The sequence below is a fragment of the Paenarthrobacter sp. YAF11_1 genome (genome assembly GCF_052113445.1).
Lineage (GTDB): Bacteria > Actinomycetota > Actinomycetes > Actinomycetales > Micrococcaceae > Arthrobacter.
In genome coordinates, this window is record NZ_JBFRDF010000008.1 from 165440 (window position 1) to 185561 (window position 20122).

Consider the following 20122-nt stretch of genomic DNA (forward strand, 5'->3'; position numbering starts at 1 on the left):
CCGTGAAGTACGACGGCGGTGCGCCGCCAACAACAACGTCGACCTGCCCGGATGGGCAGGTCGACGTTTGCGGTAGAGAGCTGAACTAGTTGATGGCTGCCTTCAGTTCCTTGGCTGCCAGCTCGGGATCTGCGGCGCTGTAGATGGCGCTGCCTGCGACGGCGACGTCGGCGCCCGCCAGCTGTACTGCTGCAATGGTTCCAGCGTTCACGCCGCCGGCCACTGAGAACGGGACGCGTGCTTCCTCGCCCGCGTTGAGCAGGGTGCGCAGGTTGTATCCAGGCTGTGCCTGCTCATCCAGGCCTGCGTGGAACTCAACGAACTTGGCTCCCAGCGCGCGGGCTTCCTTGGCGCGGGATACCTTGTCTGCCACACCAATCAGGTCCACAACGATGCCCTTGTTGTGGGCCTTTGCGGCCTTGACCGCGCCGGCAATGGTGGAGTCGTCGGCCGTGCCCAGCACGGAAACCAGGTCCGCTCCGGCGTTGAACGCGATGTCGGCTTCAAGCTCGCCGGCGTCCATGGTCTTCATGTCGGCGAAGACGATCTTGGTGGGGTGGGCTTCCTTGATGGCGGTGACGGCGGAGAGGCCGGCAGCCTTGATCAGGGGCGTGCCGAGTTCGATGATGTCCACGTGCTCGGCCACTTTGGCGGCCAGTTCAAGGGCGTCCTCGACGGTGAGGAGATCCAGTGCTACCTGAAGTTTCATGGTGTTCTTCTTTCTGTTGGAGGGTTTCATTCGGAATTTTTTGTTGGAAACGGGTGGTGCGGGTTTCGGGGGTGGTGCGGGTTTTGGCGCGGGCTACTCGAGGTTGGCGTGGCGCAGCCAGAGTTGCTCGGCAGGCTCGTCGGTGTTCTCCCAGAGGGTTTGGAACACTGCCTCGGTTGCGAGGAAAAGGGATTGCTCGAACAGGCTGCCGGAGTACTGGCGGGAAAGGCTGGAGCCGTGATCGGTCTTCTGCGCGGCGGGAATGATCACCAACGCATCGGCCAGGCGAGCCAAGGGCGATCCCGGGTTGGTGGTCACAGCAGCGACGTCCGCGCCGGCGGCGCTGGCTGTTTCGGCCGCCTTGACCACGCCGGAGGTGGTCCCTGAGCCGGAGGCCACCACAAGGAGGTCGCCGGAGGTGATGGCAGGTGTTGTGGTGTCCCCGGCAACGTGGACCGTCAGTCCCAGGTGCATGAGGCGCATGGCTGCCATGCGGAGGACCAGCCCGCTGCGGCCGGCTCCGGCGAGGAAGACCCGTTCCGCCCTGTGGATTCTTCCAGCGAGGACTGCCAACTGACCGACGTCGATCGCATTGGTAGTGCTCACTATTTCGTCCTGGATCAGGGACAGGTTGAGGGCGGCCTGTGCTGGTGCTTGGCTCAGGGCGGCGTTTTCTGCGACAGCGTCCACGCTCTCTCCTTCAGTTGCCGTTGAAATATGTCTTCCCTTCCAGCTTGGTGCAGCTTGTGGGTGGGGGAAACGCTGTTTTGTGACGGCTTTTCCCACCCTTTTGGGTAGTGCTCGCTCTTCGCTGGCACGTATGCTGGGCCGATGCAGAACTGGGACCTCCTTCACTCCGTCAGCGACCTGGCTGCCGCGCCGCTGAATCGCATTGCCGACAGCCTCCGTCAGGCCACGCTCCCGTTCCTGGCAAGCAGCGCCCTGGTCATCTTCACCGAGGACTGCACTGGCCGGCCCCAGAAAAAGGCAGGCGATGAAGGCGTCGTCAGCCGTGTTTCGATCACAGAATTGGACCGGCTGAGGTCGGCGATGCCGGGTGAGGATCCGTGGCGGACTTCTGCGGTCATCGCCGGTGATGAGCGGGAGGTACTCGCCCTGGGCTACGCGCCCAGCCAAGCGCTGTTGGTCCTGACGGACCCGACCGTGACCGACCCGTCCGTGACCGACCCGTCCGTGACTGCCGGGAAGGAAGGATCGGAAGGCTCGGAAACAGAAGCGGAGGCTCTCCGTCTTCTCACCTACCTATGGCGATTAACCGCTCGACGCATCCACGAGAAAGTAACCGACGCGCCGCCGTCGTACCTTTTGGAATCGCGGGCCGCATCCGCTGAGCGGATCCGTGTGACGGCCGAGCTGGTCGACCAGCACTCCACCACGCTCGAAACGCTGCTCGCGGCCCTGCGGTCGACGTCAATGAACGACGCCGCGGCGCGCGCCTCCGTGACCGACCTCGCCGTCAAAGCCCTGGTGGATCTGCGCACACTCAGCGACCGCACCAGCGACCTGGTGGAAGAACCGGTAGTGACGGCTTTCGAGCGGCTGCGCGAGGACCTTCGGCCCCTGATGCACTTCAGTAATATCGACATTCAGTTCATCGAGCCGCCCGCCAGCGGGCGTGCACTCCCCGGCGAAGTGGCCCATGCCGCCCGTGCCGTGGTCCGCGGGCTGGTCCTGGCCATCGCCGAGCAGCCGGACGTCCGGCGGGTCCGTGCCCAGTGGGATTGCGATGGCGAGAACCTGTTGATCAATGTGCGCGACGACGGTCTGGGCGCCCTCTCGCCGGATTCGCCCAGCATCGCCCGGCTGCAGCAGCGGGTGCAGGCCGTGGACGGTCGGATGTCCCTTGAAGTGATGCAAGGCTGGGGTGCGGACATTTCCGTGGTGCTGCCGCTGGATCCACCGCCTGCCCCCGGCGGCGATATAGCCGTCTGGGATCTGGCACCCCGCGAGCTGGAGGTCCTGCAGCTGCTCACCGCGGGGCAGCGCAACCGGAGCATCGCCGGCGCCCTCCACATCAGTGAGAACACAGTGAAGTTCCACATCCGAAATCTCTTCAGGAAACTCGATGTGCGTTCCAGGGCTGAGGCAATTGCCTTGGCGCACTCGGCCGGGTTGCGTTAAAGCAATTTAGTTCGCAAGCGAGGTCCATATGGAATGCAATGTGGGCTATGTTGTTTCGTAGGCGGCCAAGATCGGCAATTCCAAAGGCTGCTTAGTATGTTTGCAATTGTTCCGTATCGATGAAAGGAAATGCCTTGGCTGTTTCTGTTGAATTGGGCAAAGCACTCGATAAAGCCTACGAAAACTCCACCCTGGACGAAATCCTCGCTGCTCCGCCATCGGCGCTGGCCGGCCTGACCGACAAACATAACGAGCTGCTCGCCGAACTGGGAATCAGAACAGTTCGCGACCTCGGCAGCAACAAGTTCTTCTCCGCCGCCGGGGTGCTGGTGGCATTGTCTGGAAAGACAGGATAGTAAAAGTCACATCGGAAACTGTTTTACGCAAGCGAGCGACGGCGGGAGGTTCCCGGCGTCGTTCGCTTGCGTTTTTCTCGCATTTCAGCGCAGTATTTCCACCAATGCCACCCAGGAAAACACCACCGCCCCGATCAACGCGATGATCGTTCCGAGTGCCACAACCACCAAGCCGGCCGGCAGCGACATGACAATCAGCACCCCGCCCACGGCATAGACCACCAGTGGGAAAACGAACGACGCAATGTGCTGGGCATCCCAACGGTGCTGATGCCCGGGAGTGTCGTCTTCCAGGATGGCGCGGGACGCAAGGACAGCGATCACCCCGCCAGCGAGTGTGCCGGCCAGGACTTCCACCCCAAAGGCCCATAGCTCCTGCCCGGGAATGAGCGCCGCGCATGCCAGGACAACGCCAAGGATGAGGGCGGAGATCGCGGCCCCTGCCCTGGCCGCGAGGCCCCGTGACTCAGCGATCTGTTTGATGTTTACGGACAACGCCACGATCAGCAGCCCACCGAGCGCCGCACCGGCACCGGCAATTGCTACGTTGAACTCGCCCCACGAGGCCAGTGCGGATTCCATGGGCTCAGGGTAGCGGTCCACCCGGAACTCAGGCCAGTGCTGTGGCGTTGGCAGGTGATCCTGTGGCTCCGACGATGTTGAGGGGCTTGACGCTGACCAAGGCGTCCCAATTCCCGGCGGTGCGCCAGAAACCATTCGCACCAGCAGGCAGCCTGTCCGAGCTCCTGATGTGCTCCGTCTACCAGTTAGCGGAAGCACGTGACGGGAGGCCCAACACTTCCTACGATTAGGCCTATGGAACCCAACGGGAGTGCCGAACACATCCGCAGCCTGCACGAGTTGGTGGTCGGAAGCTCGGATATCCATGCCATCCTCAACGGTGTGACCGGCTTTGCGTCCAACGCGATGAGCAAAGTGGCTGGTGAAGACATCGACTGTGCGCTCACGCTGCGCCGCCGCAAGCGCACCGCCACCGTTGCGGGCAGCAGCGAGAGGGCGGTTCATCTGGACAAGATCGAACAATCCCTTGGGCAGGGCCCCTGTCTGGAAGCGCTGGACGCGGGCCGTCCGGTGCTGCTGGCAGACGTTGCCACCGACACCAATTGGCCGAAATACAGCCAGGCTTTGGCGGCTGAGGGTATTCACACCGCCTTGGGCGTGCCCATGGACCTCGGCGAAACGTCCCAGGCGGTCATCAACTTCTTTGCCCCCAACGCCGGTACTTTCACGCAAGCTGTGATCGACGAGGCTGCCGCTTTCACGGAGGTCACCGGCAGTACCTTGCGTCTTGCCATCAGGATCGAAACCGTGGAGCAACTCAACGCGGACCTGAAAACAGCAATGTCTTCCAGAACTGTCATTGACCTGGCATGTGGGGTCATCATGGCCCAGAGTCGATGCACACAGGACGAAGCCTTCGAGTTTCTGACCAAAGCTTCCAGCCACAGGAATCAGAAACTGCATGCTGTCGCATCGGAGATCATCGCGCATTTAAGCGGCAGCACCGAAAACCACTTGCGCTTCGAGGACTGAACTGCGCTTGGTGGGCTGAACTAGCGGTACAACTCCATCAGCAGCTCCACAATCTGCTCCCGCTCGCGCGGCGGATCCTTCCTGGACCAGGCCGCATATACGGGAACCGGTGGGGCGTCCCGGACCAGGCGGTAGGTGACGCCCCGTCGTCGATATTGGTGCGCGGTGGATTCGGCAGTGATGCCCCGGGCTTTACCGCTGCCGATGACCGTCAACCAGTCGTCAACGTCTTGGGTGGGGACAACCTGTGGTGGCCCGGCATCCTCTGGCCAAAGCCCCAGCGTGGTGCTGCCTGTCCGCAGATCCATCGCCACGGGCTGTTGGGCGATCTGCGCCAGTGTCACCGACCTCTTCGGCGCCAACACATCATCCGACGCCATGGCACAGTAGCGTTTTTCGGCGCCCATCCGGACATGCTCGACGGCGGCCGCTTCAGGTTGGCGGCGGAGGATGGCAAGGTCCGTGCTTCCGTCCACGAGGCCGGCGGTGGGTGTGTTGGAACGGACCAGTTGAAGCTCGGCGGAGGGGAAGGCGGCAACCCATCGCCGCTGGAATTCGGTGGTGTGCTCGCCCAAAGCTGACCAGGCATAGCCGATCCGGACCTTTCCCGTACCTGCTCCGGCATCGCGTTCCAGATCTGTCAGGAGGGCAAGGATGCGCCGCGCCTTGGCCACAGCGCGCTCGCCGGAAGTGGTGAGGCGGATGCTCCTGGTGGTTCGTTCCACGAGCCTGACACCCAGGGCCTGTTCCAAGCCCGCGATGTTGCGTGACACTGCTGCCTGGGACATGCGCAGCTCGATGGCGGCATCGGTGAAGGTGCCTTCGTCCACCACTGCCAGCAAGCAGCGAAGCTGCCTCAGCTCAACGTCCATAGCCCCATCCTATTCATGCACCCAGCGTATAAATAGTGGCATCCATGCATTTAGGGGATGAACAGCAGGCGTGCAGAATTTCCCCATGATCGAGACCACGGGAGTGAGCGCAGCCAGCCCGCAGTCGTCCAGGAGAGTCGGTGGAGCGGCCACCCTCGTCGCCAGCGCACTGTCCAACCAGTTGGGTGCCGCATCTGGCTCGCTCGCCTTCCCCGTCATGGGCCCGGTTGGCGTGGTGGCGGTCCGGCAACTGGTAGCGGCCATAGTGCTCTTGCCCTTGGTCCGGCCCCGGCTGCGCGAACTCAGTTGGTCCCAGTGGTGGCCCGTTCTCCTGCTCGCTGTGTCCTTCGGGACCATGAATCTTGGCTTGTACGCGTCCATTCAAAGGATCGGCCTTGGCCTGGCGGTGACGCTGGAGTTCCTGGGGCCGCTTGCCGTGGCTCTGATCAGTTCGCGACGGAAGGGCAGTGCCCTGTGCGCCGCGGCGGCCGCTGCCGGCGTCATTGCCATAACGCAACCCCAGGCATCCATGGACTTTGTGGGCATAGGGCTGGGCCTCATTGCTGCCTGCAGCTGGGCGGCCTACATTCTCCTCAACCGGACCGTCGGCCGGCGCGTGCAGGGCATTCAGGGGACGGCGGCCGCAACAGGAGTGTCCGCCACGCTGTTCCTGCCCGTCGCCGTCGTGATTTTCATGAGTCAGCCTGTAGACGGGTTTTCGGTCCTGTGCGCAGTTGGTGCCGGGATCCTGGCGTCCGTGCTCCCCTATGTGGCAGACCTCATCGCGCTGCGGAGGGTTCCTGCCCATCTGTTCGGCGTGCTCATGAGCATCAACCCGGTGTTCGCTGCGCTGATCGGGGCCGTCGTCCTGCACGAGGAACTTGCCGTGGGTCAGTGGGCCGGTATTGGATTGATCGTCGTGGCCAACGCTGCCGTGCTGTTGCTCGGTAGACGCGTGAAACCGCTTCAGAGTCACAAGGAGAAAAGTCACGACGCCGGCGGCTGAGTCTAAGCGGCTTTGTCGTCCCGGGTGCGCGGCTGCGGCAGGCGCCCCGCACCGCCGTCGGTTCTCTTGCATTGCAGGGGGATGGTGCCGGAACCAGCAGGCGCGCTGGTTCCTTCGAGGGTCTTTTTCGGCCGAGGCCGAGCCATCAGCAGCGCGGCGAAAGGTGCCAACAACAGGAGGAGTGTCACCGCGCCCACCCCGGCCATGCCGGCGAGGAAAACCAATGCCGCCATGAACAAGAGGTGGATATCCGGTGCGTCGGTAAACGCGAGGGAGGCCGTCATGGCCATTCCGTTTGGTGACTTCACATCTTGCTCCTGGGCGCATCCTCTGGGTGTTTTCCGTCTACTGATATGTGGGCGGGTCAGCGGAAATGTGATGCGATTTCAGGAGGCGTTGTTTCTCAGGGTCGGCGCAAAGGCATGTCTTTGGCCAGTTTCACGACGATCTTCTTGTCGTTGCCCGGATCCATGGGGTCATACCAAAGGGTGGTCTCCTGGCCGTCCACTACAGGCTCTGCGGCTGTAATCAGCAAGGCCCTTTGGACCCAGCGTTGGACCCCGCCCAGGTCATGGAACGTGAACGTGACAGTGGTGAGGATCTTCGAGCTGTCACTGAACGAGAGGTAGCCCTTGTCGGTGACCCTGGCGGACGTCATCGTGCCAGTGCTCATTACTTCCGCCTCCCGTCGGGCGGCGGTCCTGCGGGCCCTTGCGCCGATGATTCCCAGGCTGCCGAGGAACAGGAAGATGGCCACGCATCCGGCGGCAACCCACGTGAGGATCGGTGGATAGTCCAGCTGGACTGCGGCGGCTCCCACTCCAAGCGTGGCACCCAGCCACGCCAAGGTTCCGCCCAATGCCAGCCCGAGATTGCTGCTCCTGATGGCCACGGCGGTCCACGCGATGGAGCTCAGGACGAGGAGGGGGATGCTCACGATGATGGCGGTCATGGCGAGGGTCGGAGGCTCGAGGTTTTCCAGGACCGTTAGATGAGGCCAGCCGTAGCCTGCTGCGAGTCCGCCGATGAACTGGAAGCCCAGAGGCAGCACAATGCGGACCGGGCCAGGGCGTTTGTTGGCGCGGAGTTTCCTGGCGGCGATCGGATCTACGGTGCTCATGGAGCCCATTAAACCGTGCAGATGGAAGCAGCGGTGCTCAGTGCTGAAAATGTTGCCTGTTGGGGCCGAAATCGTCAAAGCCAAACATTTTGCCAAGGACCGCGTCACGTTTCCGCAGGTCAGCGCACATATTGAGTGCCCAGGTCGTTGAACCGCGGACTGCGCCGTTGCCCTTTTCGGCTGCGTTGTGGTTCACCGGCGGAGTTAGCAGCGATGGGTGTGGCGGGTTCTGGGACCCGCCCGGGGCGCCGTCGCTGCGTAAACCGGGCTAGTGCGGTCGGTCGTCTGAGTCGCGACCGGCCGCACGATCCGGTTAATCGCAGTATTGTGAACGCCACCGGAAGCCTGTGGTCAGCGGGTCCGGACTCTGGTGCATGTTCCATCAGGGAACCTAGACTGACCGCATGGCGCAGACCCAGACCCGCATTGTCCGCGTTGTTTCCCTGGCGTTGCTTGCTGCTGCTTTCCTGGCAGGCTGCGCGGGGAGCGGCACCAGCCCGTTCGTCGGAGTCTGGGGTGATACCAGCGACACCAAGCAACCCTCCCTTGACGTGAAGTCCGACGGCAGCGCCACCGGAACGGATGGCTGCAACCGGCTCGTCGGCTCCTGGAAAGAGGACGGAAAAACCGTTCTGTTCGGGGGTTTCTCGTCCACGCGGATGGCGTGCCAAGGCGTGGACACGTGGCTCTCGAACGCTGCCACCGCCAAGATCCAGGAGGACGGAAAAATGGCGGTCTTCGGCCAAGGCGGGGATCAGATCGGCACACTGGCTGCCGGCAAGTAGCTCCCAGCGACAATGAGTCATCAACGTATAACTGGGGGGAGCCGTGTTGGATTCACGTGGCGAGGGTGTGGAACAGGCCGTTTCTACGGGAACTTTGCCCGGTTGGCAGCAGGTTGATTCGCTGGTGGCCGCGTCGCATGAGCGGAACCGTGCATGCAGCGACGGCGCGGTGGCGGACTACATTCCTGCCCTTGCCCAGGCCGATCCCGAGCTTTTCGGTGTCTGCGTGGTTGAGGTGGACGGCGGCGTGCATGTGGCCGGTGACGCTGATGTGAAGTTCTCCATCCAGTCCATCTCCAAAGCGTTCGTCTACGCACTGGTGTGTGAAGAGTTCGGGCACGCTGCCGTAGCTGACCTGGTGGGGGTGAACAACACCGGGTTGGCGTTCAACTCGGTGATGGCGATCGAACTCAACAATGGTCATCCCATGAACCCCATGGTCAACGCCGGGGCTTTGGCCACCACCGCGCTGATGCCCGGCATGACGCCGGATGAGCAGTGGGCCGCCATCCATTCGGGGCTGTCCGCTTTCGCGGGCCGCGACCTGGTGCTGGATGAAGAGGTCTACGCGTCCGAGGCCGCCACCAACACCCGCAACAGTGCCATTGCCCGCCTTCTGGAGAGCTACGGCAGGATGGGCCGCGATCCATTGGACGTGGTGGATGTCTACACCAGGCAATGCTCCCTGCTGGTCAGTGCCCGCGACCTCGCCATCATGGGCGCCACACTCGCAGACGGCGGGGTCAACCCGGTGACGGGCAAACGCGTGGTCTCGGCGGACGTATGCCGGGATACCCTGGCGGTTCTTGCAGCCAATGGACTGTACGAGCGGTCAGGGGAGTGGCTGTTCGAAATCGGACTCCCCGGCAAGTCAGGAGTGTCCGGTGGCCTGCTGACGGTCTCACCCGGTAAGGCCGGAATTGGAGCCTTCTCGCCACGGCTCGACGCCGCGGGAAACAGCGTGCGTGGCCAGCAGGCCACTGCGTATCTCTCCCGCGTCCTCGGTTTGAACATCTTCGCTTCACAAGCGCACGTACCGGACGAAAAATCCACGATTGTCCCCTAGTGCAGCTGCGGTGGCGTGGGGGCGCACCGGGCGCGCTATGGTCCGATGGCCCGCATAGTGTTGTTGCGCTTCTCATGCGTCAGCTCAGCCAAGCCGAGGGCCTCCAGCAGGGGAGGCATGTACATTCCGAACCGGCCCCGGTAGCCCTTGCGAAGTCCGTACCAACCACCCACGGGATTGTCCGCGCTCCGGCCCCACGCTTCGACGGTTCCGGGGGCGGCGTCTTTGCCCTCGTCGGCGGCGCCAAGAGGTACCCAGTCGCCTTGCTCCAGGAGCCAGGAATGGAGGTCCTCGATGCCACGGAGCTGGTAGAGCAGCGTGGTGGATCCCACGCGGCAAACCACAGACGGGGGATCAGCGGCCTCGTCCTTATACATGGTGTAGTCGGAGGATCCCGGGGGAGTGGTGAGCTGCCACGGATCGTCTTTGGTTCCTGCGGCCATGGTGTGTCCTTCCTGGGGTGGTGCCCACGCTACACAGCGTCGGGCTGGGTGTCTGCAGCTTCAGGATCGGAGGCATCGGAGGCATCGGCGGTCAGGGGGTTCTGGATCTCATCAGTCATCATGCGTGCCGCGAAGAGTGCAACAAAGGCCATGATGGGGCACGCCAAACCGCCGACGAAGAATATCAGCCAGATCGGAACCACTTCCGCAATGGGGCCGGCGAGGGCCATGGAAACAGGCATCAGGGCCAGGGAAACAAAGAAGTCCAGGCTGGATATCCGGCCCAGCAGATGCCGTGGCACGCGCCGCTGCAGCAACGTTCCCCAGATGACGGTGCCGATCCCCTCGGTGACTCCGAAGATGAGCATGGCAGCGCCGAGCATCCAAAAGCTGTCCATGAACCCAATGGCTGCCACGGGCAGGCTGCCGAGCCCCCACGTCACGACCATGACTGTCAGGTAGCGGCGGGGGAGACGAAGGGATGCGGTTGCCAGCGCAGCGATGGCGCTCCCTACGCCCATGATGGCCAGCAGGAAACCGAACATCCTCGAGTCGCCGCCCAGCTGGTCCTGGACAACGAACGGGAGCAGGACCTCGATGGGACCTATGAGGAACAGCACTGACAGGCAAGCCCAGATCAGGGTCCACAACAGCCAAGGGGTGCGGATGGTGTAGCTGAACCCCTCAGCGAGGTCTCTGAAGAGAGACGACTTCGCCGGTGTCCCATCGCTGCCCACCGCCCCCGGAGCGGCCAATCCCAGCGTTTGGCGGCTCAGGAAGTTCACAATTCCGAACGCCAGCAAATGGCACACGGCAACCCCCGCCACAGCGTGTGCCGGGGACAGTGCTGCCACCAGGATCCCGGCAAGTGCCGGGCCCGCCGCCTGTTGCAGGACCGGCCGCACGGTGCCCTCCAAACCATTGGCGGCCAGGAGATCGTCGGCAGGCAGGATACGCGGCAGGATCGCCGAATATGCAGGGAAGAAGAACGCCTGCCCCACACCCAGGACGAAAGCACCGATGGCCAAATGCCACAGTTGAAGGACGTCTAGCATGGCCAGCGCCGTGATGGTGGCGATGACGGCCAGGTTCGCGCCCTCCACTGCAATGATCAGAAGACGTTGGGGAACTCTGTCGGCCGCAATGCCTCCGGCCAGCACGAAGCCCACCAGGCCCACGCTGGCAGCAGTGGCCACCAGAGACAATTCCAGCGGACCACCGCCGAGGTGGATCACCTCATAGACCATCGCCACTGCCCACATGCCTGAGCCAAAAATGGAAATGGACAGCGCGGAAATCAACACGCGGAATTCCCGGTGCGCAAACGGACGCAGCGCTCTTAACGCAGCCATTTCACCAGCCTAGACCTGGGAGTTGGCGCTGTGGAAGGCGCGCCTGCTGACGACGACGGCGGTAGGAACCTCGGTTATGAAGCGCCCGACGGCGGTGCGTCGTCGTCGTCGATGTCCGGGCCTTCAGCCGGGTCCTGGCTGTGGACGCCGGTATCGTGCGAAACCCAGCCTTCCGTTTCACCCTCCGCCGGGGCGTCGGTGTGGTGTCGGATGACGTGTTCGTTCTTTTCCGAGGCATTCATAACGGATACTTCCTGTCCTTGGTGGACTGCTTCCGTGAGTGCCCCCAGTCTACGCCGCGGGAGCTCAGCTGGGACGTCCGCTGTGCGCGGAATAGTATCCACATAGCGCCAAGGGGAGGTCTCGCAGGACAGGGCTGTGGCATAGGCTGAATCCAGCAGTTCCCCGTATGACGACCCAGCTGCCAAGGAGAGGTGAAGATGCCCAAGCGACCCAACCCGGCGGTGAAAATCGCCCAAGAGACAGCCCACAACGCAGTCTTCGATCAGCAAGGCAACACCAAGCCCGGCGTCCACAATGTCCTGCTGAAGGCGGTCGAAGTCCAGCGCCCGTTGGTGCTGGCAAACCTGCGCAGGCTGCAACGCAGACACCCCCATGACACCCCGGCCCAGCTCGCAGCGAAACTTGAACGCCACTACTTGCTCGCTATCTCCGGTGGAGGAGCAGCGGTGGGTGCAACGGCCGTCGTGCCTGGCATCGGAACCGCAGCTTCCCTGGGACTTTCCGCGCTCGCCACGGTCGGCTTCCTGGAGACCACCGCGTTGTATGCATCGTCCTTGGCGGAGCTCCACGGCATCCGGCTCACGGATCCTGTACGGGCGCAAACCATGGTCATGGCCATCATGCTGGGCGAGGAAGGCACGTCCATGCTCGGGGCACTGAGTGGCCAGTCGCTCGGACGCGGCAAGGGCGTGACCAACGCATGGGGCAGGACCCTCACCAAGAAGATTCCGGGAAGCGGCTTTGGCGTCATCCGCGACTCCATCCAGCGGGCCTTCCTTAAGAACCTCGTGAAGCGCCAGGGGACCGCGTTCCTGGGCCGTGCCTTGCCTTTCGGCGTGGGCGCAGTAGTGGGTGGTGCCGGCAACCTCATGATGGGCCGCGCCGTGGTTTCCACAGCCAAGGAAGCTTTCGGTCCGCTTCCGGACACCGTCCCGGGTGAGCTGCTCCCCAATGCACCAAAGAATGCTGTCGAGCCAGAAGCGGCCGAAACCCTCACGCTGGAAGGCGGTAACAGTGGACCTGAACGCTGACCTCGGGGAGTCTTTCGGCTCCTGGACCATGGGTGACGACGCCTCGATGTTCCGCATCGTGAGCAGTGCCAACGTGGCCTGTGGCTTCCACGCCGGTGATCCCCTCACCATGTTGGACAGCTGCCGGGCGGCGTTTGAACTGGACGTCCGCGTTGGAGCGCATGTGGGATACCGGGACTTGGCAGGCTTCGGCCGACGTTCCCTGGATATGACCTTCGACGAACTCTTCGGCGACGTTTTGTATCAACTCGGCGCCCTCGATGGGATGGCCCACGCTGTGGGAGCATCGGTGGACTACGTGAAGCCACACGGGGCGCTCTACAACCGGATTGTCCGTGACGCCGAGCAGGCTGAGGCCGTAGTGGCCGCTGTCCACGCCTACGATCCCGGGCTGCCCGTGCTTGGCTTGCCGGGCTCCGAATGGCTGAAGCTCGCAGAAGAAGCCGGTCATCCGGTGTTCCGCGAGGCGTTCGTGGACCGTGCGTACCTTCCGGACGGCACACTTGTACCCCGTACCCAGGACGGCGCAGTGCTGCATGACCCCGCCGCGGTGGTGGCTCAGGCCGTAAGGCTGGCAACGCGCAAGGAAATCCTGGCCATCGACGGAACCGTTGTCCCTGTAGTGGCTGATTCCCTCTGCATTCACGGAGATACGCCAGGGGCTGTCACCATGGCCGCTGCAGTCCGGGAAGGTCTTGAGCAGGCCGGTGTGCAGATTGAGGCCTTCGCGTAGGCCTGATGCGGCGTAATCCACGTTCTGCTGGTTGGTAAGGGAGGGTTTGCTGGATGAGTGCAGTGGTGGTGGTCCCCGGAACGCTGACGCTTGCCCTCAAGCCCGATCACGCCCTGGACCGGATGTCCCTGCACTTGGCGAACGCCTTGCTGGGAAATCCTGAACATGCGGCCGGACTGGAGGTGCTGGTGGGCGGCCTGAAGCTGAGGTTCGTGACCGGGTCGGCCGTGGCAGTCACCGGCGCCGAGGGAGTGGTGACGCTCAACGGCTCGGAATTTCCGCTGAACAAAGCGGTCAGGGTAGCTCCCGGAGCAGTGTTGGACTTCGGCCCTGCGTTGTTTGGGATCCGTTATTACGTAGGGGTCCAAGGTGGCGTGTCGATGCCCGGCGAAGCGCTGTCGGCCGGTGCGGCCGTGACGTTCGGAAAGCCACACGGCCAGGGTTTTCCTGAGGTCAACCACCCTGCCCGGCGGGCACTGGACCCCGAGAGGCCGGTAGTTGCCAGGGTTTCCCGTATGCCCCAGGGGCCGGGCGACCCGCAGACGCGGACTATCGACGCCGGCACATGGCTCCGCTTGACCACGGAACCGTGGACGCTCTCGCAGGAATCGGACCGCGTGGGTGCGCGATTGATGGGTCGGCCACTTGAGGTTGGCCACGTAGCTACAGATGCCGAAGCCCAAGCAGCCCATCCTCAACCGTTGGCCTTGGGCTCAGTGGTGCTGCCGCCGTCGGGCCTTCCCGTCATTGCGTTGGCTGGCCGTCCGGCAACGGCCAAATCGCCGGTGGTCGCCGTGGTGCGCGACGAAGACCTGGACCTGATCGGCCAAGCGAGGCCAGGGCAGATGGTGCACTTGCTCGGCTGAGAAAATGCGGCGTCGATTTTCTCAAGAACGGCATTCCATGAGAAAACTCAGCCCCGCCGTTTTTCGGCCAGTCGCTGCACCTGCCACCCATGGATGTCGGCCAGCCACTCCAACGGAGCGGACGGGCCAACCCTGGGGTCCTCGGCCTCACGGTCATCCAGCAAAGCCTGCACGTAGGCGCGATCCAGAGCAATGCGTTCCCGCAACTGCCCAGCCAGGCCCACTGAGCCGTGGCCCGGGACGACGGCAACAACATCGCCGGCCACGGAATTGAAGAGCCGCAGCGCTTCAAGATAGTCAGTGAGCGGATCCGCTGCCTCGAGGTCGAGGAACGGCATCAGGATGTCGGACAGCATGTCGCCGGCTACCAGGACACCGGCCCCCTCGATCAAGAGGGCCGCGTGGCCAGGGGCGTGGGCTTGATGCTCCAGAATGCGGACGGTGGGTCCGTCCCACGGGATCTGCACAGTACCGGCAGGCAGTCCGGAAATGAGGCCGAGCAACTCCATCGGGATCTCATCGGCATGCTCCGGAGGCAGCCCTTCTGCTATCTGCTCCTTCCAGTCAGCAGCGGCCAGGACCGTCTGGATGGAGGCCGCGCAGCGCGCCGTGCCGTAGCGGGGCGGGCTGCCGAAGTCAGGGTGCCAGAGCACATGGTCCCAGTCGGGGTGCGTGGAGAAACCGGCCACGACAGGCTGGCCCAACTCGCGGAGGTCGTCCGCGATGGTGGCCATTTCGTTGACCGTAATGCCGGGGTCGATCAGCAGGACACCTTCCCGGCCCTGCACCACCGTGCAGTTGCTCTGGATGAATTCGCTCTCGTGAACCAGAACGCCCTCAGCGACGTGCTTCAGCATGGGAGTGCCTCCCTTTAGAGTTTCTGCGCCAGCATGACCAGGATCCCGCTGGGCCCGCGGAGGTAGGTGAGCTTGTAAACGCCCTCATAGTTCGCCACACCACGCAGAGGGAGGCACCCGTGCTTGGCGGCGATCTCCAGGGCTTGATCGATGTCGTCCACCGAGAAGGCGACCCGGTGCATGCCGATCTCGTTGGGAAGGGTGGGGTTGGTCTCGATCGCGTCAGGGTGGATGTACTCGAAAAGCTCCAGTTGGCCGTTGCCATCCGGAGTTTGGAGCACCGCAATCTTTGCGTGGTTGCCGTCCAGCCCTACTGCCGTATCGGCCCATTCACCGCTGACCGTGTCACGGCCCAGCACGGTGAGGCCGAGATCCGTGAAAAAGGCGATGGTTTCTTCAAGATCCCGGACCGCAATACCAACGTTTTCAAGTTTGATGGGCATGTGCTGAAGGTACCAAGGCCCACGGGATAGCTCCAGAGCGCCGCCGGTAGCTAGCCGAACAGCAGGTGCGCCACCGTAAAGATCGCGAGCCCGGCCAGGGCGCCCACCACGGTGCCGTTGATGCGGATGTACTGGAGGTCCTTGCCCACCTGCAGTTCGATCTTCTGGGACGTTTCCTCGGCATCCCAACGCGCCACGGTGTCAGAGATGACGCCTGCGATGTCCGAGCGGTACGTGTTCACCAAGTAACCCGCCGCGTCTCCGATCCAGGCGTTGACCTTGCCGGCCAGTTCGTCGTCGTTGACCAGTCGCGTACCGAAATCGCGGACGGCGCCCTTGAAGCGCTGGCTCAGTTCACTGTCCGGATCGTCGACGGCGTTGAGCAACGCAGTCTTCACGGTTCCCCACGTGCGGGACGCCAGTTCGCGGACTTCGGGGTCGCCGAGGATCTGGGCTTTGATGGACTCTGCGCGCTCGATCATGGCGGGATCATGCTGAAGGTCCTGGGCCAGATCCTTGAGGTAGGCATCGATCGACTGGCGCACCTGATGGTTCTGGTCCGACTGAACAGCGCGGACAAATTTGGCGAGCTCCACATAGACCCTGTCGCCCACCAGGCCGTCCACGAACGTGGGCACCCACAGGGGCGAGCGATCCGAGACCAGCCGGTTGACCGTGGCGTGGTTTGCATCCACCCAGTCGGCGGCGCGGTCAACCAAGAGGTCAACCAGGGTGTGGTGGTGTCCGTCGGCGAAGATCCGTTCAGCCATCCGGCCCACGGGCGGCCCCCATGGCGGGGTGAGCAGGTGCTTGCGGACCATTCCCTCGATGACTGCCTGTACGTCGTCGTCGTTCAGGACGGTGAAGGCACCACGGATGATCGCGCCGCCTTCCTTCGCCACGCGTTCGGCTCCGCCCGGCGCAGACAACCACGTGCCGGCCTTGCGGGCAATATCGATGCTGGCCAACTTCTCCTGCACAACTTCCTGGGAAAGGAAGTTGCTCTCGACGAAGTCACTGAGCGATTCGCCGATCTGGTCCTTGCGGCGCGGAATGATGGCCGTGTGGGGGATCTTCAGGCCCATGGGGTACTTGAACAGCGCAGTGACCGCAAACCAGTCAGCCAACGCGCCCACCATGCCGCCTTCAGCTGCCGCACGCACGTATTCCAGCCATGGATACTGCTTCTGGAACGCGAACGCCACGGTGAAGATCACCGCCATGGCGATCAGCAGCGCCAGCGCCAACCGCTTCATGCGGAGCAGCGCGGCCGCCTTTTCCAGGTCACCTGCTGAAAGGTCGACGACGGCGGCGCCCCGCCGTGCGCGGGCGGAACCGGTGCGGGCGGAACCTGCGCCTTCGGAACCTTTGAAACCCGGCTGATGGGGCAGCGGGTTGGGGTTGGTGACGTCTTCAGTTGGGATTTGTTCAGAGTTCACCTGCATGAGCCCAGCGTAGCCCCCGCAGATGCACGGAGGTGGGCTACCGTGTCTGCATGACTAGCGACGACTTCGCCCCAGTCCGGCCCAAGGTCTACGCCCATCGCGGCGCGAGTGCAGCCTACGCCGAGCACACCAGGGCGGCTTACCTGCAGGCAATCGCCGACGGTGCCGACGGTGTGGAATGCGATGTCCACCTGACGCGGGACCAGCACGTGGTGTTGCTGCATGACGCCAACCTGGACCGGACGTCCACCGGCACGGGGCCGGTTGCGGAGCACACGTTGGAGGAGCTCCGATCCTTGGACTTCTCGTCGTGGAAGGGCGCACGCATTCCCGAGGCTTATGGGGGAGTGGCCGATCAGTTCCTGACCTTGCCGGAATTGCTGGACATCCTGCGCGGGGCCGGCCGCGAGATTGGTTTGGCGATTGAGCTCAAGCATCCCAGCCCTTACCGGCTGAAGCTGGAGGAGAGGGTGTTGGCGTTGCTGGAAGAAGAAGGCTGGACGCCGGAAGAATCCCGGCTGGAGAACATCCGGATCTCCTTCATGAGCTTCGACACCGATTCCGTCCAGCGTTTGCTGCAGGGCGTGCCAAAGGAGCACGTGTGCCAACTGGTGGACGATTTCACGGTGCAGGAGCTTCGGCAGGAACTCGGGCTGGGCTTCCTGACCGGCGGCGCGGTGGCCAACGTCATGCGTGCCACGCAGCTTGAGGCGGAACGTGTCCTGGACGCAGGCGAAGCATCAATCGCCGGTCCGGGTATTGACTACATCAGGGAGCATGCGCGCAACGTGCAGCGCTGGTTGGAAGCCGGGCGTATATTCCGCGTGTGGACTGTGGATTCGGAAAAGGACGTGGCACTCTGCCAGGGACTTGGTATCCATGAGATCACCACCAACAAGCCGGCGCAGGTACTCAAGCAATTGATGGTGTCCAGCTGACTTTGGGGGCCCCTCCGGTTGTGATTGAGTGGTCTCATGTCATTTCGCTGGTCAGCACAAGCAACCCGAACCACGTCCGCAGTAGCTTTGAGCGCACTGCTCCTGGCCAGCGCCGCAAAGCATTTCCGCACGCCTAAGTTCTACTACCCGGTGGTGCCGGACTACCTATGCCGCAACGACGAGCCGGTTGGCCGCCCGAATGGACCGCTGGCAGTCATGTCCCGCGAGGAATGGGTTGCCTCGTCCGGGCTGATCGAGGTGGCTGCCGCCGTCGGGCTGCTGATCCCTGCTACGCGGAAGGTGACCGCGGATGCCACCACAGCGATGTTCACTGCATTCCTTGCCGGGCATATTGATGCACTTCGTCACGCCTACGGTCCCGATGGCACGGCAGCCGAGCGCCGCATCCATACAGTCCGCCTGCCCCTGCAGATTCCACTGATCCTGTGGTCGTGGAGTCTGCGGAAATGAGTGGCAGTGCTGCCCCCATGAAGCTGAGGGAGTCGCCGGCATTCAAGGTGGCCGTGTCCCTGAGTATCGCTACGGGTCTCTATGGGGTGTCCTTTGGAGCCCTCTCAGTGGCATCAGGGTTCGATTTCTGGCAGACCATGGTGTTGAGCCTGTTGCTGTTCAGTGGTGGATCGCAGTTCGCTTTCATTGGCGTCGTGGCAGGAGGCGGCTCCGGAGTCGCGGCCATGACAGCCAGCGCCTTGCTCGGGTTACGCAACGGCATCTACGGCATGCAGATCAACGCGATGCTCCGCCCCGGCGGATGGAAGCGTTATGTTTCGGCGCATATCACCATCGACGAATCAACAGCGACGGCGTCGGGCCAGTCCGATCCCGACGAGCAGCGCCGGGGGTTCTGGACCGCCGGAATCGGTATATTCATTCTCTGGAATATCTTCACGGCCATCGGAGCCTTGGCCGGCGATGCAATGGGAGACCCCAAACAATGGGGTTTGGACGGCGCCGCGGTTGCTGCTTTCCTGGCCCTCCTCTGGCCGCGGTTGAAAGGCCGCGAGCCCTGGGCCATCGCCGCTGCCTGCGCGCTGGCAACCATCCTGGCCGTGCCGTTCGTTCCCTCGGGCGTTCCCATCCTGGTGGCGGCGGTGGTGGCGGGTGTTATCGGTTGGTTCAGCCACGCACGCCTGGACGAAGGACTGGAGCCGGACGTGGATCCCTATGCGGAGAAACACCGGCACGAGAACCCTGGAAACGGCGGCACGAAGTGAATCTCTGGCTATGGATCCTGATTGCCTGTGCGCTGGCATACCTCACCAAGTTGGTGGGCTACTTTGTCCCGGCCAAGCTGTTGGAGAGCCCCCGCATCATGCACGTGGCCGGCACCATGACCATTGGCCTGCTGGCCTCCCTGACGGTGGTCAACGCTGTTGCCTCCGGACAAGGGCTGGTCCTTGATGCCCGCATCGGCGCCCTGGCCGCCGCCGCCGTCGCGCTGTGGCTTCGCGCACCGTTCCTGGTGGTGGTGATTTCGGGCGCCGCGGCCGCGGCTCTCCTCAGGCTGCTGGGCTGGGGCTAGCGGTACTGCTGGCCATTGGGCTGCTGGACCGGCGGCTGTTGGCCAGGCTGCTGGTACGGCTGCGGGTAGCCCTGCGCATAACCCTGCGGGTACGGCTGCGCATAACCCTGCGGGTACGGCTGCGCATAACCCTGCGGGTAGGCCACGAATTGCCGCCCGGCCGCCGGACCCAGGTAGGGAGCGGAACCGTAGGAGAGCATCGGCACGAAGACCACCGGCAACAGGACCAATCCAACGGTGTAGCCGGCGTCCTTGCCGAACGACTTGGAGAGGTCGTGGAGCGCCACGATGCTGAAGTAGATTCCTGCGAACGGGATGAGGGTCAGCAGGAACCAGTACCAGGGGCGCCCGGCGATCTCCATGAGCTTGATGCTGTTGTAGATCGGAACAAAAGCTGCCCACGCAGGGCGTCCTGCCTTGGTGAACATTCCCATGTAGAGCACACCGACGATCGCAAAGACCACTGCGAAGTAAATGACCATGAGCAGCAGGACCAGGCCGGCTGCCGCAGCGGATTCGGATCCGCTGGATGAGTATGAGCTCAGGGGAATATTCATACGACCGAGCCTAGTACCCCACAGGCTGTCCCGCGATGGGCAGGTCACACCATCCAGCGCC

At 63.4% G+C, this 20122-nt stretch carries 26 protein-coding genes; 13 read left to right on the forward strand and 13 right to left on the reverse strand.

Translation table 11 applies throughout. The annotated features are described in order from the left end of the window. Positions 1-85 precede the first annotated feature (85 nt). Both hxlA and hxlB read right to left on the reverse strand, forming a co-directional pair. The gene (gene hxlA, locus AB4Y77_RS14175; protein ID WP_442014390.1) at positions 86-709 is read right to left on the reverse strand and encodes a 3-hexulose-6-phosphate synthase; all 624 of its coding nucleotides are present in this window, start codon (positions 707-709) and stop codon (positions 86-88) included. A 93-nt stretch (positions 710-802) separates the two neighbouring features. Next, entirely contained in the window at positions 803-1399 is a 597-nt protein-coding gene (hxlB, locus tag AB4Y77_RS14180; protein ID WP_442014391.1) for a 6-phospho-3-hexuloisomerase, read from the reverse strand. A gap of 141 nt (positions 1400-1540) precedes the next feature. On the opposite strand from hxlB, the gene AB4Y77_RS14185 reads away from it, so the two are divergent. Then, a complete protein-coding gene (locus AB4Y77_RS14185) occupies positions 1541-2851 on the forward strand; it encodes a LuxR C-terminal-related transcriptional regulator (protein WP_442014392.1) in 1311 nt (436 codons plus the stop codon). A gap of 134 nt (positions 2852-2985) precedes the next feature. Then, positions 2986-3207, forward strand: a complete 222-nt coding sequence (locus AB4Y77_RS14190; protein WP_442014393.1) for a hypothetical protein — start codon at positions 2986-2988, stop codon at positions 3205-3207. An 84-nt stretch (positions 3208-3291) separates the two neighbouring features. Here the strand turns inward: AB4Y77_RS14190 and AB4Y77_RS14195 are convergent, their stop codons facing one another. Next, on the reverse strand, positions 3292-3789 hold the full coding sequence (locus tag AB4Y77_RS14195; protein ID WP_442014394.1) for a hypothetical protein: 498 nt from the start codon (positions 3787-3789) through the stop codon (positions 3292-3294). 234 nt (positions 3790-4023) lie between these two features. Between AB4Y77_RS14195 and AB4Y77_RS14200 the strand changes: the two genes are divergently transcribed. Further along, positions 4024-4761: an ANTAR domain-containing protein gene (locus tag AB4Y77_RS14200; protein WP_442014395.1), complete on the forward strand. Its 738-nt coding sequence runs from the start codon at positions 4024-4026 to the stop codon at positions 4759-4761. Between the two features lie 20 nt (positions 4762-4781). On the opposite strand, the gene AB4Y77_RS14205 is transcribed toward AB4Y77_RS14200, so the two are convergent. Then, positions 4782-5633, reverse strand: a complete 852-nt coding sequence (locus AB4Y77_RS14205) for a LysR family transcriptional regulator (RefSeq protein WP_442014396.1) — start codon at positions 5631-5633, stop codon at positions 4782-4784. Between the two features lie 85 nt (positions 5634-5718). On the opposite strand from AB4Y77_RS14205, the gene AB4Y77_RS14210 reads away from it, so the two are divergent. Then, a complete protein-coding gene (locus AB4Y77_RS14210; protein WP_442014397.1) occupies positions 5719-6639 on the forward strand; it encodes an EamA family transporter in 921 nt (306 codons plus the stop codon). A gap of 2 nt (positions 6640-6641) precedes the next feature. Here AB4Y77_RS14210 and AB4Y77_RS14215 read toward each other — a convergent pair whose 3' ends face one another. Further along, positions 6642-6947 (reverse strand): hypothetical protein, encoded by a 306-nt coding sequence (locus AB4Y77_RS14215; protein WP_442014398.1) that lies wholly within the window; start codon positions 6945-6947, stop codon positions 6642-6644. Positions 6948-7042: 95 nt separating this feature from the next. Beyond that, positions 7043-7759, reverse strand: a complete 717-nt coding sequence (locus AB4Y77_RS14220; RefSeq protein WP_442014399.1) for a hypothetical protein — start codon at positions 7757-7759, stop codon at positions 7043-7045. 404 nt (positions 7760-8163) lie between these two features. Here AB4Y77_RS14220 and AB4Y77_RS14225 point away from each other — a divergent pair, with 404 nt between their 5' ends. Continuing rightward, a complete protein-coding gene (locus AB4Y77_RS14225) occupies positions 8164-8544 on the forward strand; it encodes an META domain-containing protein (RefSeq protein WP_442014400.1) in 381 nt (126 codons plus the stop codon). 43 nt (positions 8545-8587) lie between these two features. Next, a complete protein-coding gene (glsA, locus tag AB4Y77_RS14230) occupies positions 8588-9610 on the forward strand; it encodes a glutaminase A (RefSeq protein WP_442014401.1) in 1023 nt (340 codons plus the stop codon). A gap of 35 nt (positions 9611-9645) precedes the next feature. Here the strand turns inward: glsA and AB4Y77_RS14235 are convergent, their stop codons facing one another. The 3 genes from AB4Y77_RS14235 to AB4Y77_RS14245 all read right to left on the reverse strand — a co-directional run bounded on the left by AB4Y77_RS14235 (position 9646) and on the right by AB4Y77_RS14245 (position 11647). Next, entirely contained in the window at positions 9646-10053 is a 408-nt protein-coding gene (locus AB4Y77_RS14235) for a DUF6855 family protein (RefSeq protein WP_442014402.1), read from the reverse strand. Positions 10054-10082: 29 nt separating this feature from the next. Further along, positions 10083-11405 carry an MFS transporter gene (locus AB4Y77_RS14240; protein ID WP_442014403.1) on the reverse strand — a complete coding sequence of 441 codons (1323 nt, stop codon included), beginning with the start codon at positions 11403-11405 and terminating at the stop codon, positions 10083-10085. 74 nt (positions 11406-11479) lie between these two features. Further along, entirely contained in the window at positions 11480-11647 is a 168-nt protein-coding gene (locus AB4Y77_RS14245; protein ID WP_311211579.1) for a hypothetical protein, read from the reverse strand. A gap of 198 nt (positions 11648-11845) precedes the next feature. Between AB4Y77_RS14245 and AB4Y77_RS14250 the strand changes: the two genes are divergently transcribed. The 3 genes from AB4Y77_RS14250 to AB4Y77_RS14260 are packed head-to-tail and all read left to right on the forward strand — an operon-like array spanning position 11846 to position 14278. Then, positions 11846-12679, forward strand: coding sequence for a hypothetical protein (locus tag AB4Y77_RS14250; RefSeq protein WP_311211578.1), 834 nt, complete (start codon positions 11846-11848; stop codon positions 12677-12679). Next, positions 12663-13412, forward strand: coding sequence for a LamB/YcsF family protein (locus AB4Y77_RS14255; RefSeq protein WP_311211577.1), 750 nt, complete (start codon positions 12663-12665; stop codon positions 13410-13412). The genes AB4Y77_RS14250 and AB4Y77_RS14255 overlap by 17 nt, the downstream gene beginning before the upstream one ends. Before the next feature lie 53 nt (positions 13413-13465). Beyond that, positions 13466-14278, forward strand: coding sequence for a biotin-dependent carboxyltransferase family protein (locus tag AB4Y77_RS14260; RefSeq protein ID WP_442014404.1), 813 nt, complete (start codon positions 13466-13468; stop codon positions 14276-14278). Between the two features lie 47 nt (positions 14279-14325). Here the strand turns inward: AB4Y77_RS14260 and AB4Y77_RS14265 are convergent, their stop codons facing one another. Genes AB4Y77_RS14265 through AB4Y77_RS14275 form a run of 3 tightly spaced genes read right to left on the reverse strand, consistent with a single transcriptional unit; the run spans position 14326 to position 17023 of the window. Further along, complete coding sequence (locus AB4Y77_RS14265; RefSeq protein WP_442014405.1) at positions 14326-15135, reverse strand: MBL fold metallo-hydrolase; 810 nt, start codon at positions 15133-15135, stop codon at positions 14326-14328. Between the two features lie 14 nt (positions 15136-15149). Then, positions 15150-15578, reverse strand: a complete 429-nt coding sequence (locus AB4Y77_RS14270; RefSeq protein WP_311211574.1) for a VOC family protein — start codon at positions 15576-15578, stop codon at positions 15150-15152. Between the two features lie 50 nt (positions 15579-15628). Continuing rightward, complete coding sequence (locus AB4Y77_RS14275; RefSeq protein WP_311211573.1) at positions 15629-17023, reverse strand: DUF445 domain-containing protein; 1395 nt, start codon at positions 17021-17023, stop codon at positions 15629-15631. Between the two features lie 50 nt (positions 17024-17073). Here AB4Y77_RS14275 and AB4Y77_RS14280 point away from each other — a divergent pair, with 50 nt between their 5' ends. Genes AB4Y77_RS14280 through AB4Y77_RS14295 form a run of 4 tightly spaced genes read left to right on the forward strand, consistent with a single transcriptional unit; the run spans position 17074 to position 19504 of the window. Beyond that, complete coding sequence (locus tag AB4Y77_RS14280) at positions 17074-17961, forward strand: glycerophosphodiester phosphodiesterase (RefSeq protein ID WP_311211572.1); 888 nt, start codon at positions 17074-17076, stop codon at positions 17959-17961. Between the two features lie 36 nt (positions 17962-17997). Further along, positions 17998-18432 carry a DoxX family protein gene (locus AB4Y77_RS14285; protein WP_311211571.1) on the forward strand — a complete coding sequence of 145 codons (435 nt, stop codon included), beginning with the start codon at positions 17998-18000 and terminating at the stop codon, positions 18430-18432. Beyond that, on the forward strand, positions 18429-19196 hold the full coding sequence (locus tag AB4Y77_RS14290) for an AzlC family ABC transporter permease (protein ID WP_311211570.1): 768 nt from the start codon (positions 18429-18431) through the stop codon (positions 19194-19196). The genes AB4Y77_RS14285 and AB4Y77_RS14290 overlap by 4 nt, the downstream gene beginning before the upstream one ends. Next, on the forward strand, positions 19193-19504 hold the full coding sequence (locus AB4Y77_RS14295) for an AzlD domain-containing protein (protein ID WP_089593385.1): 312 nt from the start codon (positions 19193-19195) through the stop codon (positions 19502-19504). Before AB4Y77_RS14290 ends, AB4Y77_RS14295 begins: the two co-directional genes overlap by 4 nt. On the opposite strand, the gene AB4Y77_RS14300 is transcribed toward AB4Y77_RS14295, so the two are convergent. Next, a complete protein-coding gene (locus AB4Y77_RS14300) occupies positions 19501-20061 on the reverse strand; it encodes a DUF5684 domain-containing protein (RefSeq protein WP_311211569.1) in 561 nt (186 codons plus the stop codon). The two genes, AB4Y77_RS14295 and AB4Y77_RS14300, sit on opposite strands and share 4 nt — an antisense overlap. Between the last annotated feature and the right edge of the window lie 61 nt (positions 20062-20122).